This is a genomic window from Roseibium sp., assembly GCF_051016195.1.
Taxonomy (GTDB): domain Bacteria; phylum Pseudomonadota; class Alphaproteobacteria; order Rhizobiales; family Stappiaceae; genus Roseibium.
The window spans coordinates 4,865,854-4,882,211 of record NZ_CP134616.1 but is presented as its reverse complement, the minus strand read 5'-3'; the positions used below and the strand labels follow the sequence as shown (position 1 = coordinate 4,882,211).

Here is a 16,358-nt window from a genome sequence, read left to right as displayed (position 1 = left end):
GGGAAAAAGAAATGTTGCTAAGACTCGTTCCGGACAACACACACATCAAGTTCATGTGGCTGCGGAAGTTCAGCTTTCCGTTGTCGATCGTGCTCGTGATTGCGTCCCTTACCGGTTTTTTCACCGTCGGCATGAACTACGGGATCGATTTCAAAGGCGGGACAATCATCGAGATCAAGACGGACGGACCCGCCGACATCGGAGTGATCCGGTCCGAATTGTCGTCGCTCAATCTCGGGGATGTGCAGGTTCAGGAGTTCGGTGCTCCTGACGATATCCTGATCCGCGTCGAGGAACAGCCGGGTGGAGAACTTGCCCAGCAGACCGTGGTACAGAACGTGCGCACGATCTTTGCCGATGACAATGTCGACTTCCGCCGTGTTGAAGTCGTTGGCCCGAGGGTGTCGGGAGAACTTGCCCAGGCAGGTGCCATTGCAGTCGCAGCCGCGCTGCTGGCGATCATGATCTATATCTGGTTCCGCTTCGAGTGGCACTTCGCGGTGGGCGCGATCCTGACGACAGCAAACGATGTTGTTGTGACAATCGGTTTGTTCGTGCTGTTGCAACTGGACTTCTCGTTGTCGAGTATCGCGGCAGTCCTGACGATCATCGGTTATTCGCTCAACGATACCGTTGTGGTCTATGACCGGATTCGCGAGAACCTGCGCAAATACAAAAAGCGGCCTTTGACCGATATTCTGGACCAGTCCATCAACGAAACGCTGTCGCGCACGACGATGACCTCCGTAACGACGCTTCTGGCACTGATTGCGCTCTACGTCTTCGGGGGCGAGGTTATCCAGTCATTCACGCTGGCGATGATCTTCGGCATCGTGATCGGGACCTATTCTTCGATCTTCCTGGCGGCACCGTTCCTGATCCTTCTGAAACTGCGTCCGGACGCCATGTCGCGGAATGACGGTGATGATGAAAAGGACGCAAAAGCCAAGGTAACGGCCTAAGGACGTTCGATGGAAATCCGCGACGCGCATTTCCCGGGCCGGGCGCCCATCGATGCCTATGGCAATGGCGGGTTCCGCTTCGCGAACATGTCACATCAGGGGGCGCTTCTCTGCGTCCCCAGCGGCATCTATGGCTGGCACGTGAGCGATCCATCGCAATTCGGCGAAGAAGCCTTCGAGCGGGTTTTTCAGGAACAGGCTGATATTGAAGTCCTTCTGGTCGGGACGGGACCGGATCTGCGCCCGCTGTCCCCGGATCTGAAAGCATTGTTCCGGGAGGCATCGATCCTGGCTGACCCGATGTCGACCGGCGCTGCGATCAGGACTTTGAACGTTCTTTTGTCCGAGGACCGGGCCGTTGCCGCAGCCCTTCTGCCGGTAGACTAATTTCTCACCTGTGCCATATGGGCGTTCATGACCTCTGATTTCGATCATGCAGCTGAAACGGTTCGCCGATATGACAGGGACAGGTACCTCAGTGCGCTTCTGGCACCGGAGGCGCACCGGCCGGGGCTGATGGCGCTGTACGCATTCAACGCGGAAATCGCACGTGTTCGGGAGGTCGTGTCGGAACCGCTACCCGGCGAAGTCAGGCTTCAATGGTGGCGCGATCTTCTGGAGGGGACCGAGCACGGGGCGGTTGCCTCCCATCCCGTCGCCAACGTTCTCCTGTCGACGGTTCAGAAATACAATTTGCCGCGGCAGGGTCTGATTGCAATGACCGAGGCCCGGATCTTCGATCTTTATGATGATCCGATGCCAAGTCTCAATGATCTTGAAGGGTATGCCGGGGAAACCGTCTCCGGCCTGATCCAGCTGGTGTGCCTCGTTCTCAATAAGGGCGTGGACCCGAAGACATCAACCGCTTCAGGGCATGCCGGCGTTGCCTATGCGCTTACGGGGCTCATGCGCGCGCTGCCCTGGCACGCGTCGCGCAGGCAGATGTTTCTGCCGACAGATATCTGTGAAAGACATGCGCTCGATCCGGAAACCGTCTTCCGAGGAGAAATGACGCCGCAGCTTCAGGCTGTGCTCAAGGAAATGCGTGACCATGTCCGGCACCATCTGAACCGTGTCCGCAACGAAGCCCAATCAGTTCCTGAGACTTGCCGCAATGCTTTTCTGCCACTGGTTCTTGTCGAACCATATCTCAAGAGATTTGAGGGACAGGGCACAGACGCGCTGAAACAACCCATTGAAATGTCTCAGCTCAGGACGCAATGGCTGTTGTGGCGCGGTTCGCAGCGTCCATTCTCACGCATCTGAGACGTTCAGATCGTCGGCGTTGCCGTCACTCGGCAGCAAGGACGTCCATGCCGAGGCCCGACTTCCAGTGCGCGAAATCCTGTTTGGCGCGGTTGGTCATCGCCAGTTTCTTGGCTTTTGCCTTTTCCTTGCCCTTGAGCCGGTTGCCATCCGAGTCCCTGGTGGGTGTTTCGATCGGTGGAAACAGACCGAAATTGACGTTCATGGGTTGGAATGACCGGGGTTTTCCAGCACCGTCCTCGCGTGAGATATGTCCACCGGTGATATGACCGAGCAGGGCGCCCATTGCCGTTGTGGCGGGAGGCGTGACGACGCCGCGTCCCCGGGCTTCCATAACGGCGAAAAGTCCTGCCATGCAGCCAACGCTTGCCGACTCGACATACCCCTCACAGCCCGTGATTTGACCCGCAAACCGGATGCGGGGATCTGCGTTGAGGCGCAGAGATCCATCCAGCACTTTCGGAGAATTCAGGAACGTGTTGCGGTGCAGCCCGCCAAGCCGCGCAAACTGCGCGTTTTCAAGTCCCGGTATCATGCGGAAAATGTCGGCCTGGGCACCGTATTTCAACTTCGTTTGAAACCCGACCATGTTGTAGAGCGTGCCGAGTGCATTGTCCTGGCGAAGCTGAACCACGGCATAGGCTTTGATGTCCGGCTGATGTTCGTTTGTCAGCCCCATGGGCTTCATGGGACCGTGACGGAGCGTTTCCCGTCCCCGGGACGCCATGACTTCGATCGGCAGGCATCCGTCAAAATAGGGAGTGCTGGCTTCCCATTCCTTGAAATCGGCGGTTTCACCGCCAAGAAGCGCATCTATGAAGGCCTCGTAGCCGTCCTTGTCGAGAGGACAGTTCAGGTAGTCCTTGCCCGTACCGCCTGGGCCGACCTTGTCATATCTTGATTGAAACCAGGCCTTGGACAGGTCGACCGTGTCAAAATGAACAATCGGCGCGATCGCGTCGAAAAATGCCAGCGAATCCTCGCCGGATTTCTCAAGTACGGCGGCAGACAAAGCGGGCGAGGTCAGGGGCCCGGTCGCAATGATGACCTTCTCCCAGTCCTCTGGCGGTAGTCCGGCTACTTCCTGCCTGTCGATCCGAATGAGCGGGTGCTTCTCAAGTGCGTCTGTAACCGCGTTTGAAAATCCATCCCGATCCACGGCCAGCGCGCTGCCGGCAGGGACCTGGTTGGCGTCTGCGGACTGCATGATCAGGGACCCGAGCTGACGCAGTTCGTGATGGATCAGTCCGACGGCGTTCTGCTCGGAATCGTCTGAACGGAAAGAATTCGAACAAACCAGTTCTGCAAGTCCATCCGTCTGGTGAGCGTCGGTCTTGCGGACGGGACGCATTTCGTGAAGGACAACATTCAGTCCGGCCTGTGCCATCTGCCACGCGGCCTCTGATCCGGCCAAGCCGCCACCAATGACGTGAATCGGGGTCATGTGTGTTTCCTGAGGTCAAATTCGGGCCCTCGGGACAACGCTCGTCCGCCTGGCGGCCCGTTCAAAATCGTTATGCCCTGATTACAGGCAACAGCCTGTCTCTGCAATGTCTTCACCACGAAGTTCGCGTGCGCACTGCAATTCGAGAAGCGCTGATTCTGACAGGCAGCTGCAAAATTACACCAAGCCTGCACGACAGGATGCTTACGATGTGGGCATAACAACAGTCATGCGACACCTCGTGAGAGCATAAATTACTTTAAACAAAAGGGATTTTGATTTTTTCTCAACGCCAGAAAAAGCGCAACAAATGCGCTTGTGAGGAGCGGGCACTTACAGCGACACTTTTATGACGGTGGGAAGGAATGCGAAGGCATATATTATGCACTCAATTGCGCAAGATAACCCGGGTGTCGCGGCGAAATTCGCTGCGCTTTGCCGCAGCGCTGCGGCGCTTACAGTGAAACGGATGTCCGCCGGAAAAACTCTGACGCCTTGTTTGCTCACGGCCATCGTTTTGGGCACGGGAGCGACAGGAGCGAATGCCTTTGATGTCGAAAGAAAGGGCAATCATCTCACGGTTTCTGGAGTGATCGGACCCGAAAGCCCCTCATCGTTCAATAGAAATCTTGTAGAAGCCATTCTTGAACTGGCGCTTGCCGAGGACCAGGACAGTCCGATCCATTTACATCTCAACTTGCCGCGCGGTGGTGAGGCAGGGGCGTCATTCAAACTTGTGGAGTTGATGAGGACGGCACAGTCGCACGGAACAAAGTTCGTTGCGCATGTGGACACAGGATCGACATGCATGTCCGGCTGCACCTTCATGTTTCTGGCTGCAGACGAACGATGGATGGCGCCGGAGGCAAGGCTCGTCTTTCACGGGTTCAGCCAGTCCAATCCAGACAAGCCGGTCGAAGTTCCAGAAACATACCGGATCGCGTACGCGGATCTGCTGAAATCAGCGAACCCCGAGTTCTATCATTTCTTCAAGATGGCGCGGATCATCGAGGACGATAGGAAAATCGGGTTTACCGGAAAGACGCTTTTTGAACAAAAGGCCTTCGCGGGATTGATCACAGGTCTGAAACCGCAGCTCCCCTGACCGTACAAACAAAAAAACACCTGCCGGTGGGAGGAGGTACCGGCAGGTGTTTTTTATGAGCATCTGCGCTTGCGCAGAGCAAATGCGGTCCGGAAGCTGGGAGGAGGATGCTTGCGGACCGCAATCAGGTGTTACTTGATGGCCTGACGTGCAAAGCGGCTGATGTCGCCACGTGCGATGCCGAGGTCGTCCAGTTCACGGTTGGTCAGGCTGGACAGCTCGTCATAAGTCTGACGGAAGCGTTTCCAGTTATTGTATTTGCGTACAACAGCATCAATCATGGTTTAGGCCTTTCGCTATCTCATGGCCATGGCACCGCGGATCGGCGTCTGGCCCGTTCATCTCTTACAATCGGTATATAGAAAAATTGTGCACTGCGAGGTAGAGGGGAAAACGCGAAGCTGATATGCAAAAATTGCAAGGATACAATTAGTTAACAAATCAATGGATTTTCAGAAGGCACGTCTGATCTACCTTTGTTTCGCAGTTGCGAAGAAAGTGAAGGCGCACAGGGTTTTCATGGAACAGGATGCCGGACAAACGAACGCCCGCCAGTGGGAGGAGGTACTGGCGGGCGTCGTTTCGACGATGCAGGACTGGGAGGAGGATGTCCTGCGTGTCACACGTCGTTGGGCTGGGAGGAGGATGCCCTCGGACGCGATCTCTAATTCTTAGCCGTCAAATCCCCGGCGAGCGACGAACTTGATGTCGCTACGGCTGATGCCGAGATCCTGGAGTTCTCTGACCGAAAGGCGGGACAATTCATCAACCGCACGACGGTAGCTTACCCAGTTGCTGTACTTTTTGCGCACAGTGTCGAACATTCTCTTATTCCTTGTTGCGCAGCACGTTCTGCCGTCTGCGTCATTGTTGAATCCATATATAATTCACCAACTGAAATAAAAGAAGTGCCATATCCGCATGACAGGCATGCAATTTGTGCAATGCAATAAAGATTATGTGATCGAAAATGCGTACATCAAGAAATGTCTCTTTATTCAGTCACATAAAGAGATAGGTGCGCCGCACAAAGATTCAAGGAGTATGATGCCGCTATTCAGCGGCATCCGGTGTTCGCTGGGGACGGCGGTGAAGCAGCTCTCTCAGGAATTGTCCGGTGTAGCTTGTGTCAATCTCGGCAACATCTTCAGGCCGGCCCGTGGCCACAACGGTGCCACCGCCGTCTCCACCTTCCGGCCCGAGATCTATGATCCAGTCCGCTGTCTTAATGACTTCAAGGTTATGCTCGATCACCAGAACGGTATTTCCCTGGTCGACGAGTTCGTGCAGGACATCAAGCAGTTTGGCCACGTCGTGAAAGTGCAGACCGGTCGTCGGCTCATCCAGGATATAGAGCGTGCGGCCTGTTGATCTCTTCGACAATTCCTTCGCAAGCTTGACGCGTTGTGCTTCACCGCCTGAAAGGGTAGTCGCTTGTTGGCCCACCTTGATATAGCCGAGGCCGACGCGCGACAGGGTTTCCATCTTGTCCCGGACCGCCGGTACCGCAGAAAAGAACTTGGCCGCTTCTTCGACGGTCATGTCAAGCACATCTGCAATCGACTTGCCCTTGAACTCGACTTCAAGTGTTTCGCGATTATAGCGTTTTCCCTTGCAGACGTCGCATGTCACGTAAACGTCCGGAAGGAAGTGCATTTCGATCTTGATGACGCCGTCACCCTGGCAGGCTTCGCAGCGTCCGCCCTTGACGTTGAAGGAAAAGCGGCCCGGCTGGTAGCCGCGCGCCTTGGCTTCCGGCATGCCGGCGAACCACTCACGGATGGGTGTGAAGGCGCCGGTATACGTCGCCGGGTTTGAGCGCGGTGTGCGTCCGATCGGCGACTGGTCGATGTCGATAACCTTGTCGAGCACTTCAAGGCCCTCGATGCGGTCATGCGGGGCCGGGTTATCGCGGGCACCGTTCAGCCGCCGCGCTGCCGCCTTGTAGAGTGTGTCGATCAGGAAGGTGGATTTTCCTCCTCCCGAAACACCGGTGACACAGGTGAAGGTGCTGAGCGGGACATCGACGTCGATGTCCTTGAGATTGTTGCCGCGTGCGCCGCGAACCGAAATCTTGCGCTTCTTGTTGATTTTTCGCTGACCATCAGGGCGTGAAATCATTCTGTTGCCTGACAGATATTCGCCGGTCAGCGATTTCGGGTTCGCCATGACCTCTGATGGCGAACCCTTTGCAACGACTTGCCCGCCATGAACACCCGCACCCGGTCCGACGTCGACAACGTAATCCGCCGTCAGAACCGCATCTTCGTCATGCTCCACGACGATCACGGTATTCCCGAGGTCGCGCAGGTGCTTCAATGTTTCCAGAAGACGCGCGTTGTCCCGCTGATGCAGACCGATGGACGGTTCGTCGAGAACATAAAGAACCCCGGTCAGACCCGAGCCGATCTGAGATGCCAGGCGAATACGCTGGCTCTCTCCGCCCGACAGCGTTCCGGAGGAACGCGACAGGGTCAGGTACTCAAGGCCGACATCGTTGAGAAATTTCAGGCGTTCCCGGATTTCCTTCAGGATCCTGCCAGCGATTTCCGACTGCTTGTCGTTCAGCTTCTCCGGCAATGCATCGAACCAGTCCCTTGCCGCACGAATGGAGAGTTCCGTGATCTCGCCGATGTGGCGCCCGGCAATCTTGACCGCCAGCGCTTCGGGTTTCAGGCGGAAGCCGCCACATGCCGGGCAGGCATGGTCGGACTGGAAGCGCGCGAGTTCCTCGCGCACCCATGAGGACTCCGTTTCGCGCCAGCGGCGCTCGATATTGCCGATGACGCCTTCGAATGCCTTTTCCGTCCTGTAGCTGCGCACGCCATCGTCATAGACGAATTCGATCTCCGTCTTTCCGGTTCCATGCAGGATCGCGTCCTGGACGTCCGCCGGTAAATCTTTCCAGGGAGTCGACATGGTCACCTTGTAATGCCTGCACAGCGCCTCCAGGGTCTGTGCATAGTAAGGAGATGTCGATCCGGTTTTCGCCCATGGAAGAACCGCACCTTCGCGCAACGATAGCGAATGATCCGGAACGACAAGATCCTCTTCGAAAGCGAGCGTTGTACCCAGGCCGTCGCAGGTCGGACAGGCGCCGAACGGATTGTTGAAGGAGAATAGACGCGGTTCGATTTCCGGGATCGTGAAGCCGGAAACCGGGCAGGCGAACTTTTCGGAAAAGATGATCCGTTCCGGGTCGCCCTTGTCATCCGTCTTGTCGGCAAACTCCGCAATGGCGATGCCGTCTGCGAGCTTGAGCGCCGTCTCAAGCGAGTCCGCAAGCCTGCCCGCGATATCATCGCGCACGACAATCCTGTCCACGACAACATCGATATCGTGCTTGAACTTCTTGTCGAGGGCAGGGGCTTCGGAGATCTCGTGGAAGGTTCCGTCGATCTTGACGCGCTGGAACCCCTTTTTCATGAGTTCTGCAAGTTCCTTGCGGTATTCACCCTTGCGCCCGCGCACCATCGGCGCCAGCAGGTAGAGCCGGGCTCCCTCTTCCAGTTCCATGATCCTGTCGACCATCTGGCTGATGGTCTGGCTTTCGATCGGAAGGCCGGTCGCCGGCGAGTAGGGAATGCCGACCCGGGCGAACAGAAGCCTCATGTAGTCATAGATCTCGGTAACCGTGCCAACCGTCGACCGGGGATTTCGCGAAGTGGTTTTCTGCTCGATGGAAATTGCCGGCGACAGTCCGTCGATCTGATCAACGTCCGGCTTCTGCATCATTTCCAGAAACTGCCTTGCATAGGCCGACAGGCTCTCCACGTACCGTCTCTGTCCTTCAGCGTAGATCGTGTCGAAAGCGAGCGAGGATTTTCCCGAGCCGGAAAGGCCGGTCATGACGATGAGCTTGTCCCGCGGAAGATCGAGATCGACACCTTTGAGGTTGTGCTCGCGGGCTCCGCGAATGCTGATCACCCTGGTAGGGTCATGCGTCCAGCTATCCTGGTTCCGACTGTTTCCGGACTTCGACATTCTCAAGCTTCCTGCCGTGAGGAGCGCCAGGTCCCTGCTTGGCGCTGATTGGATTGCAACTGGATTTGACCGCGTCGCACCAGATCGCTTCTACCCGATATAGCAGCTATGCGCGCAACATCCAGTGAGACGGATTGGCCACCTGAAAAAATATGCGACGCGCGTCCATCAATTGAATTCCTTTTACAGAAATGGTAAGAACAAAACAAGTACATCAAACGTCGTGCAGACCGGATTTGTGCTGTCACTTGCAAGAATGCGGGGCGCAATGCGGTTTTCCCGGTCCTGCCTTGTGGAAAATGAGGGCAGCTTCCGGAAAACTGCGGCGAAACGCTTGGAGTGTCGTTACGGTTCTGCTTTCTGGCCGCTTCAGAGGCAGCCGGTCTGCCGAAGACACGTGAGTGAACGGCGCGAAGAGCCGGAACGGCCGTGGTAATGAACAGGAGTACACGATGGCGGGCAGCGTCAACAAAGTCATATTGGTCGGCAATCTGGGGGCCGATCCCGAAATCCGCCGGACTCAGGACGGTCGTCCCATCGCCAATCTTCGTATCGCGACGTCCGAATCCTGGCGTGATCGCAACAGCGGTGAGCGGCGTGAAAAAACCGAGTGGCACCGCGTCGTGATTTTCAACGAAGGCCTGTGCAAGGTCGCCGAACAATACCTGCGCAAGGGCTCCAAGGTCTATCTGGAAGGCCAGTTGCAGACACGTAAGTGGCAGGATCAGTCCGGTCAGGACAGGTACTCCACCGAGGTGGTTCTGCAGGGGTTCAACTCAAACCTGACCATGCTTGACGGACGCGGCGAAGGTGGACAGCCGGGTGGCTTGCCCGATTATGGCAACGACTCCCAGGGCGGCGGCGGCTTCGGTGGCGGCGGTGGCTATGGCGGCGGTGCGGGCGGCGGCTCCCAAGGTGGCGGGTTTGGCGGTCAGGGCGGCGGCGGCGGTGGCCCGATGGACGACGAGATACCATTCTAGTTGCTGCTTATTGCAGGTTTTGCATCGATCGGGGACCCGGCCGCCTGAGCCGGGTCAGTCCCCGTATTCGGGATTGTAAGGTGTCCGAGGGTCATCGACACCCCCGTAGTACTCCTCTGACGTTCCAAGTCCGCAATGGTAGACAGCTTCCTCGGCACGTGTGTCCCCGCCGTGACCAGGCGCACCGTTAAGGTGTGCAAATTCGTGAATGATTGTGGCCAGGACAGTCCATTTTCCCATCCTGAACGCCCGCTCCGCAATACCGATTTCGCCATTTGCGAAGTAGGCTTTCCCGTAATAGGGCGCTTCGATCAACGGTCCGAAATTGACCCAGATGCTTCTGTCGTTGATCATGTTGGAAAGCGATCTGCCACGGGGCAGGGTCCGGAAATATGCATTGCAGGCCGGGTTGTTTTTCACCATCTTGAACAGCTTGTTGCGTGACCATTTCAATTGGCTGTACTGCGCCGAATTGAAATTTGTAAAGCCGGCTTGCGGCGAAGCGTGATCGCCGATGTTAAATTGAAACGGCATGTTTGGTACTCCTCGTGAACAGTGTCATTTTCTGCGCCGAGGTTTATTGGAACGAGGCTCCGGAGGCCGTGACGGAAATCACGATGGGAGCGATTTGACCGTTTTGGAACTTATGCGTGTGGCCGGTTTCCGGTTCCGCAGGAGGGTATCAAGCAAGTTAGCGGCAAATTCGTCACACTGATTTGAATTCAAAAGCTGTGAATGAAGCTTGCTCTTAACCATCTCATCAAGACTGATATAGTATTAACCAGTTTGCTTTTCGTATTTCGCGGCGGTTTCCCGGAAAATTTCCGAACAAACATCGCCGTAACGCGAGGGGACTTGGTGCGGGAGGGCAGCCTTCCGGGCAAATGATATTTGTCGGTGTGCGATGTGTGACGGCTTTGGGTTGCGTACCGATTTTTGACCGGTTTACGAATTCGTGGGTTGAGACAATGCAGGCAAACAAGATGAAGAATGCAGCGCGCGAGATTGGTGTTTCGAGAAATGACGGCGTTCGAAAACGGACCGTCAATTCTCTGAAAGCCTGTTTAATGGCAACTGTTCTGGCATCCGGATTCAGTGTTGCGGTACCGGAGACCGCGTCGGCGCAGGGTTTGTTCCAGCGCCTTTTCAACCCTGAAAATCACCGCAGACAGCAGGAACGCCAGCGCCAGCAAGAGCTGCAGAAGAAGGCCGTTTCCGTGAAGGTCGCGGCACCGCGCTATCTCAACTACACGCCTGACACGATGAAAAAAGTGTCTCTCGCCCCGCTCTCGGAAAAAAAGACTGCGGAACTCCAGCCGGCGGCCGACACCACAGAAGGCGGTGACCCGGCAAAGGTTGAAACGGATATCGCACCGGTGGAGCCGGTGGTCCTGACGCCATTTGATGAAGCCCGTCCGGCACTCAAGGGTCTTTCGATCACCGCTCTTCCCGAAGTCGGCGAAGCTTTGATTTCCTATTATCGCGAGCACCCTGGCTTTGTCTGGGTCGACGAAAACGGTGTCACTCTGAAAGCTGCAAAAGCACGCAAGAAAATGGCATCTGCCGATCGATACGGCCTGATCCCGGAAGACTATTTCGTGCCACTACCGGCTCTGTCAGGCCTGGAGGAAGCGGATCGCAACGCCGCGCTGATGGGTTTTGAAATGCAGATGAGTGCGGCCGCACTGTCATATGCCCTGGACGCAACACGCGGCAGGGTTGATCCGAACAAGATCTCCGAATACCACGATCTTCCGCGTCACGAATTGGATCTGGTTGCGGCCCTTGAAAGTCTGGCAGCAACTGAGGACATGGAAGCCGAGTTTGCCTCCCATCAACCGCAAAACGAACATTTCCGGGCACTTGTGGCAGAACGGAAGCGTTTGAAGGCCGAGGACGAAGACGCCAACCAGATCGTCATTGCGCCCGGAACATTTTTGAAGGCCGGTAAATCGAGCCCGGAAATGAAGAACATCGTCGCCGCGATCGGGAAAAACGGCTCGGACGCGTTGAAAGCGGCTCATGTCGAAACGCTGAACCTCTATGACGGGTCCGATGAATACGCTCCGGCACTGGTCAATCTGGTAAAGGCTTATCAGAAAGAATCCGGGCTGACACCGGATGGCATCGTCGGCAAGAACACGATCAAGGCACTTGTCGGTGAAACCAACGCGGCCAAGATCGCGAAGGTCGAGCTGGCAATGGAGCGCAGCCGCTGGATTCCCGAAGACCTCGGGAACCGCAAGGTATTCATCAACCAGGCGGCGTTCACGGCAACCTACACCGCACCGGGCGATGAGCCACTTTCAATGCGCGTAGTGGTCGGCAAGAAGTCCAATCAGACCAACTTCTTCTACGACAAGATCGAAATCGTTGAGTACAATCCCTACTGGGGTGTTCCGTATTCCATCATTGTCAACGAGATGGTGCCCAAGCTTGCGCGGGATCCGTCCTATCTTGACCGGTCCGGTTACGAGGTGACAACGCCGGGTGGGCGAAAGATTTCGTCGGCCTCGGTCAACTGGTATGCCGTCGCCGCGAAGCAGACATCGGTGAATGTGAGACAATATCCGGGACGTTCCAACGCTTTGGGCGAAGTGAAAATTCTCTTTCCGAACCGGCACCACATTTACATGCACGACACTCCCGCGAAGAACCTGTTCAACAAGGATGTGCGCGCCTACAGCCACGGCTGCATTCGGCTCCACGATCCCAAGGGCATGGCTGCGGCCGTTCTCGGCAAATCCAAGGAATACGTGACGTCCCGGATCGCAGCCGGGCAAAACGAGCAGGAGCAGGTCGCGGGTGACATCCCCGTCTATGTGTCCTACTTCACCGCCTGGCCAGAATTGGATGGCAGCGGTATCGCCTACTATTCGGACATTTATGATCGCGACCGCTACCTGCTGAAAGCGATCGAGAAAACCGAGGCAGAACGCAAAAAGGCACGGACTGCCGGTTGAAACAGGACACATGAACGACAAACGCCGGGCGATTAGCCCGGCGTTTTTGTTTCGGCAGTGTGTCCGGGTCTCTGTTTACGTCACGACTGTCCGGACAGGCAGTCAGCGAGAGACTGCGACATGCTTGTCAGGAGGCTGGGATAAAGATCCGGTCCGTTTTCCAATCCTGTTCCCAGCGGATCCAGGGTGCCCTTGCGAGCGTCAGTCCCTTCCAGCACGACATCAACGAGCTTGGCTTCGAACTGCGGTTCCTGGAACACACAGGTTACGTTCAGGTCGGACATCTGATCCCTGATTTCAGCGACACGGCTGGCACTTGCAACCGTCTCGGGCGTGAGCGTGATCGCACCGCTGGCCTCGATGTCGAAATGATGTTCGAAATAGTGGTAGGCATCGTGGAATACCACGAAGTTTTTGCCTTTTGCGGGTTCCAGCGTTTTGGCGAGATCGCCTTCGAGCGTTTCGATCCGTTCAGCAAAAGCCGCAGCGTTCTGTTTGTAGGTCGCAGCGTTTTCAGGGTCGACTTCTGAGAGCGTCTCCGCCATGGCTGCGGCGATCGCGATTCCGTTGTCCGGATTCAGCCAGATATGCGGATCCATGCCGCCCTCATGATCGTGCCCGTCGTGGCCAGCATGTTCTTCGTGTTTTTCGTGGTCATGCTCCGCATGTTCTTCATGCTTTTCATCGTCGTGATCATCGTGCCCAGCATGCTTTTCATGATCATGGTCGTCATGATCATGCTCCGCGTGTTCTTCATGCTTGTCATGGTCATGATCATCGTGCCCAGCATGCTTCTCATGATCATGGTCGTCATGATCATGCTCGGCGTGCTCTTCGTGCTTGTCATGGTCATGATCGTCGTGATCGGCGTGCTTCTCATGATCATCGTCGTCGTGATCATGCTCTGCATGTTCTTCGTGCTTGTCTTGATCATGATCGTCGTGGTCTGCATGCTCCTCGTGATCGCCATGATCGTGGTCGTGTGCGTCGAAGTTGGCACCTTCCCGGTAGGGCAGCAGCTCGATACCCTTGGCATCAAGCAATTCAACTTCGACCGCGTCCCCGGCGATGGCTTCGATTGGTTTTGCCAGCGACGATGACAGGGATGGTCCAACCCAGAAAACAACATCGGCCCCCTGGATCAGGGCTGCCTGAGATGGCTTCAGGGCAAACCCGTGTGGAGATGCCGACCCGTCAATGATGATTTCAGGTTCGCCAACGCCTTCCATGACTGCAGAAGCGATCGAATGGATCGGTTTGATCGTCGTGACGACGCTGGGTGCGTCGGCGCTAGCTGCGGACATACCCGCAGCCAGAACGAAGGAGCCCGCAAGCACAGATCCAGTCAGCTTGCGACCGGATTTTCTTGCGGAATTTGAGAGCGTATTAGAAGGTGTCATGTGTCGACCGATCGGCAGGGTTATTATGTAACGTGTAATTTTATAACGTTGCTTCAATTCTGACGCAAGCACTCATGAGAGTGCGCTGAAATCCAGGAACGAGGACGAGACGGGATGGCCGAGACCTACATTGCGGAATTGAACGTCGCCCGGCTCAAATACGACATCAGCGATCCACGTGTTGCCGATTTCGTCAACAACCTCAACAAGGTGAACGCCGTTGCCGAGCGGAGCGAGGGATTTGTCTGGCGTCTTGCGGAAGATGCGAGCAAGGGCGAGACGACCGTGATCATGGACGATCCCAGGGTGATCCCGAACCTCTCGGTCTGGAGGGATGTGGTTTCACTTGAGAAGTTTGTGTTTCAGACTGTGCACAAACGCGTCTATGCGCGCAGGGCCGAATGGTTCGGGGCCATGGAGAAAATGCAATTTGTCATGTGGCCGGTCCCCGCCGGGCACCGCCCCGATCTGGCCGAAGCCCTCGACCGGCTTGAAAGGCTCAACACGCAGGGTCTCTCAGAGGAGGCGTTCGGCTGGGATTATGCCAGGACAAACGAAATCTGGCGGACCGGCCGTTGCTCGCAGACAGCTGCCTGACGCAGGTGACCGGAGCCGGAGTGCACCGATTAATGAACTTCGCAACTGAAGAGCGGAATAGCTGACAAGCACTCAGATTCTTTCATTTTGGGAAACGTCGGAATTCAGACAGTTAGGCGAAAAAGTCTCACAAATACAATAACATGTGACCTGATTCGAAGAACATGATAAGCGCGCATGCCGAGGTTTGATTCAGCAGATGTTTACTTTAATGGCGCACTGTCAGGGCACACGTTTCAAAGTGGTGCCAGTACAGTATGTTTCGCCGCAAGTCAGCCAAAGAAGACTATTCATTGGATATGCCCCTGGAGTTGGAGGAGGGACCGCCACCCTTTGCGTACAGGCGCATTCTGCAGGTGCTATCCCTGGGCGCAGCCGCGTTTCTTGGCTGGTCGCTTGTCGGACAGGTCCGTGAGGTCGCCAAGGCATCCGGGGAGATTGTGCCTGCCGGAAAAGTGCAAACTGTCGGCCACCTGGAAGGCGGCATAGTCGCAGAAGTTCTGGTTCAGGAAGGCCAGTTGGTGGAAAAGGGGACGCCGCTTGTCCGATTGCAGGAAACGGCAACGTCGAGCGACCTGGAACGGGTGCGGACACGGCTTCAGTTTCTGGAGCGCGAAGAGCAGCGTCTCGTCCTTAATCCGGATTTCTCGAACATAAGCGATTTGAGATCGGGCGGGAGTTTCGATTTCAGCGAGGCACAGCAGGCCGCCTCCGAGGCGCAGCAACGTGCGTTGGAGCAGGAACTGCAGGCCCTGAAGGCCAGGATCGACGAACGCGAGGCCGAACTCGCCAGCGTTGTCGAACGGATCGCGTTCCAGCGGACACAGGTCGAGATCGAACAGGAAAAGTTCACGATCCAGCAAACGCTCTACGATCAGGGATATTCTTCCAAACGCCGTTTCCTCGACGCCAAATCCGCGCTTCAGCTCGCGCAAAGCGAATTGAGTGAAATTGTTGGCAGGAAGGGCAGAACCGAGGCCCAGCTAGCCGAAGCAATGGCAAGCCTCGAGCGGTCGATCGCGGCAGCTGCGGAAGAACTGGCAGAAGAGCGGAGCAAGGTAGTTCAGGAACGCAATGAACTTGCCTTTGAGGCGGAAAAGCAGAGAGACAGGTTCGACAGGCTTTTTGTACGGGCACCGGCAAGCGGTCACATCAAGGCTCTCAATCTCAAGGGGCCTGGCAGCGTTCTGGCCCCTGGCGATGTTGTAGCCGAAATCGTACCGAGCAACAGTGACCTGGTCGCTGAAGTGCGCGTGTCTCCGCGGGACATCGGCCATGTGGAGTTGGGTGACGAAGCCGAGATCGCCGTGACCACGTTCGATCCCAATGTTCAGGGAACGCTGAAAGGCGAGGTAGCTGTCCTGTCGGCTTCCAGTTTCCGAGACGAATACGGAAACTATTACTTCAAGGCGTCCATCCCGCTGTCGTCCAACATGATCGGCAGCGGTGCCCAGGCGGAAACGATTTCGCCGGGCATGGTCGTCGACGCGAAGATTGTCACCGGGTCCAAGTCGGTCATGCAGTATCTGCTCAAGCCTGTAACGCGCGCGATCGGGGACCCGTTGAGCGAACGCTAAGCGGGATCAGATCCCCGGATGCTGAAGCAACAAGGCCCGGTCTGATCGACCGGGCTTTTTCTGTTTCTCTGTTTTGCATT

General features: G+C 56.3%; 14 protein-coding genes. 8 read left to right on the top strand and 6 right to left on the bottom strand.

Annotation, left to right across the window (positions count from 1 at the left end; translation table 11 throughout):
- The first annotated feature begins 11 nt into the window (after positions 1 to 11).
- From secF to RDA78_RS22225, 3 genes are read left to right on the top strand one after another with little or no spacing between them, the layout of a single operon-like run.
- Positions 12 to 962, top strand: coding sequence for a protein translocase subunit SecF (secF, locus tag RDA78_RS22235; protein WP_434051956.1), 951 nt, complete (start codon positions 12 to 14; stop codon positions 960 to 962).
- A gap of 9 nt (positions 963 to 971) precedes the next feature.
- Positions 972 to 1,349: an Mth938-like domain-containing protein gene (locus RDA78_RS22230; RefSeq protein WP_434051955.1), complete on the top strand. Its 378-nt coding sequence runs from the start codon at positions 972 to 974 to the stop codon at positions 1,347 to 1,349.
- Between the two features lie 27 nt (positions 1,350 to 1,376).
- On the top strand, positions 1,377 to 2,228 hold the full coding sequence (locus tag RDA78_RS22225) for a phytoene/squalene synthase family protein (RefSeq protein WP_434051954.1): 852 nt from the start codon (positions 1,377 to 1,379) through the stop codon (positions 2,226 to 2,228).
- Positions 2,229 to 2,253: 25 nt separating this feature from the next.
- Here the strand turns inward: RDA78_RS22225 and trmFO are convergent, their stop codons facing one another.
- Positions 2,254 to 3,672, bottom strand: a complete 1,419-nt coding sequence (gene trmFO / locus RDA78_RS22220; RefSeq protein WP_434051953.1) for a methylenetetrahydrofolate--tRNA-(uracil(54)-C(5))-methyltransferase (FADH(2)-oxidizing) TrmFO — start codon at positions 3,670 to 3,672, stop codon at positions 2,254 to 2,256.
- 589 nt (positions 3,673 to 4,261) lie between these two features.
- Here trmFO and RDA78_RS22215 point away from each other — a divergent pair.
- Complete coding sequence (locus tag RDA78_RS22215) at positions 4,262 to 4,777, top strand: hypothetical protein (RefSeq protein WP_434051952.1); 516 nt, start codon at positions 4,262 to 4,264, stop codon at positions 4,775 to 4,777.
- 131 nt (positions 4,778 to 4,908) lie between these two features.
- Here the strand turns inward: RDA78_RS22215 and RDA78_RS22210 are convergent, their stop codons facing one another.
- From RDA78_RS22210 to uvrA, 3 genes are all read right to left on the bottom strand, one after another.
- On the bottom strand, positions 4,909 to 5,058 hold the full coding sequence (locus RDA78_RS22210; protein WP_434051951.1) for a DUF1127 domain-containing protein: 150 nt from the start codon (positions 5,056 to 5,058) through the stop codon (positions 4,909 to 4,911).
- A gap of 390 nt (positions 5,059 to 5,448) precedes the next feature.
- Positions 5,449 to 5,601: a DUF1127 domain-containing protein gene (locus RDA78_RS22205; protein ID WP_319387387.1), complete on the bottom strand. Its 153-nt coding sequence runs from the start codon at positions 5,599 to 5,601 to the stop codon at positions 5,449 to 5,451.
- A gap of 229 nt (positions 5,602 to 5,830) precedes the next feature.
- Positions 5,831 to 8,761 carry an excinuclease ABC subunit UvrA gene (uvrA, locus tag RDA78_RS22200; protein WP_434051950.1) on the bottom strand — a complete coding sequence of 977 codons (2,931 nt, stop codon included), beginning with the start codon at positions 8,759 to 8,761 and terminating at the stop codon, positions 5,831 to 5,833.
- Positions 8,762 to 9,213: 452 nt separating this feature from the next.
- Here uvrA and RDA78_RS22195 point away from each other — a divergent pair, with 452 nt between their 5' ends.
- A complete protein-coding gene (locus RDA78_RS22195) occupies positions 9,214 to 9,741 on the top strand; it encodes a single-stranded DNA-binding protein (protein WP_434051949.1) in 528 nt (175 codons plus the stop codon).
- Positions 9,742 to 9,795: 54 nt separating this feature from the next.
- Here the strand turns inward: RDA78_RS22195 and RDA78_RS22190 are convergent, their stop codons facing one another.
- Positions 9,796 to 10,275, bottom strand: coding sequence for a hypothetical protein (locus RDA78_RS22190; protein ID WP_434051948.1), 480 nt, complete (start codon positions 10,273 to 10,275; stop codon positions 9,796 to 9,798).
- Between the two features lie 434 nt (positions 10,276 to 10,709).
- Here RDA78_RS22190 and RDA78_RS22185 point away from each other — a divergent pair, with 434 nt between their 5' ends.
- Entirely contained in the window at positions 10,710 to 12,704 is a 1,995-nt protein-coding gene (locus RDA78_RS22185) for a L,D-transpeptidase family protein (protein ID WP_434051947.1), read from the top strand.
- 80 nt (positions 12,705 to 12,784) lie between these two features.
- On the opposite strand, the gene RDA78_RS22180 is transcribed toward RDA78_RS22185, so the two are convergent.
- The gene (locus RDA78_RS22180; RefSeq protein ID WP_434056193.1) at positions 12,785 to 13,933 is read right to left on the bottom strand and encodes a zinc ABC transporter substrate-binding protein; all 1,149 of its coding nucleotides are present in this window, start codon (positions 13,931 to 13,933) and stop codon (positions 12,785 to 12,787) included.
- A gap of 285 nt (positions 13,934 to 14,218) precedes the next feature.
- Here RDA78_RS22180 and RDA78_RS22175 point away from each other — a divergent pair, with 285 nt between their 5' ends.
- Both RDA78_RS22175 and RDA78_RS22170 read left to right on the top strand, forming a co-directional pair.
- Complete coding sequence (locus RDA78_RS22175; RefSeq protein ID WP_434051946.1) at positions 14,219 to 14,701, top strand: DUF3291 domain-containing protein; 483 nt, start codon at positions 14,219 to 14,221, stop codon at positions 14,699 to 14,701.
- A 299-nt stretch (positions 14,702 to 15,000) separates the two neighbouring features.
- Entirely contained in the window at positions 15,001 to 16,278 is a 1,278-nt protein-coding gene (locus RDA78_RS22170; protein WP_434056192.1) for an HlyD family type I secretion periplasmic adaptor subunit, read from the top strand.
- Positions 16,279 to 16,358: the final 80 nt, after the last annotated feature.

Excerpts from the sequence above, each read along its gene's own strand:
- RDA78_RS22170 (WP_434056192.1), top strand. The coding sequence starts at position 15,001 with ATGCCCCTGGAGTTGGAGGAGGGACCGCCACCCTTTGCGTACAGGCGC.
- RDA78_RS22195 (WP_434051949.1), top strand. The coding sequence starts at position 9,214 with ATGGCGGGCAGCGTCAACAAAGTCATATTGGTCGGCAATCTGGGGGCC.
- RDA78_RS22180 (WP_434056193.1), bottom strand. The coding sequence starts at position 13,933 with ATGGAAGGCGTTGGCGAACCTGAAATCATCATTGACGGGTCGGCATCT.
- trmFO (WP_434051953.1), bottom strand. The coding sequence starts at position 3,672 with ATGACCCCGATTCACGTCATTGGTGGCGGCTTGGCCGGATCAGAGGCC.
- RDA78_RS22225 (WP_434051954.1), top strand. The coding sequence starts at position 1,377 with ATGACCTCTGATTTCGATCATGCAGCTGAAACGGTTCGCCGATATGAC.
- secF (WP_434051956.1), top strand. The coding sequence starts at position 12 with ATGTTGCTAAGACTCGTTCCGGACAACACACACATCAAGTTCATGTGG.
- RDA78_RS22205 (WP_319387387.1), bottom strand. The coding sequence starts at position 5,601 with ATGTTCGACACTGTGCGCAAAAAGTACAGCAACTGGGTAAGCTACCGT.
- RDA78_RS22230 (WP_434051955.1), top strand. The coding sequence starts at position 972 with ATGGAAATCCGCGACGCGCATTTCCCGGGCCGGGCGCCCATCGATGCC.
- RDA78_RS22185 (WP_434051947.1), top strand. The coding sequence starts at position 10,710 with ATGCAGGCAAACAAGATGAAGAATGCAGCGCGCGAGATTGGTGTTTCG.
- RDA78_RS22210 (WP_434051951.1), bottom strand. The coding sequence starts at position 5,058 with ATGATTGATGCTGTTGTACGCAAATACAATAACTGGAAACGCTTCCGT.
- uvrA (WP_434051950.1), bottom strand. The coding sequence starts at position 8,761 with ATGTCGAAGTCCGGAAACAGTCGGAACCAGGATAGCTGGACGCATGAC.
- RDA78_RS22190 (WP_434051948.1), bottom strand. The coding sequence starts at position 10,275 with ATGCCGTTTCAATTTAACATCGGCGATCACGCTTCGCCGCAAGCCGGC.
- RDA78_RS22175 (WP_434051946.1), top strand. The coding sequence starts at position 14,219 with ATGGCCGAGACCTACATTGCGGAATTGAACGTCGCCCGGCTCAAATAC.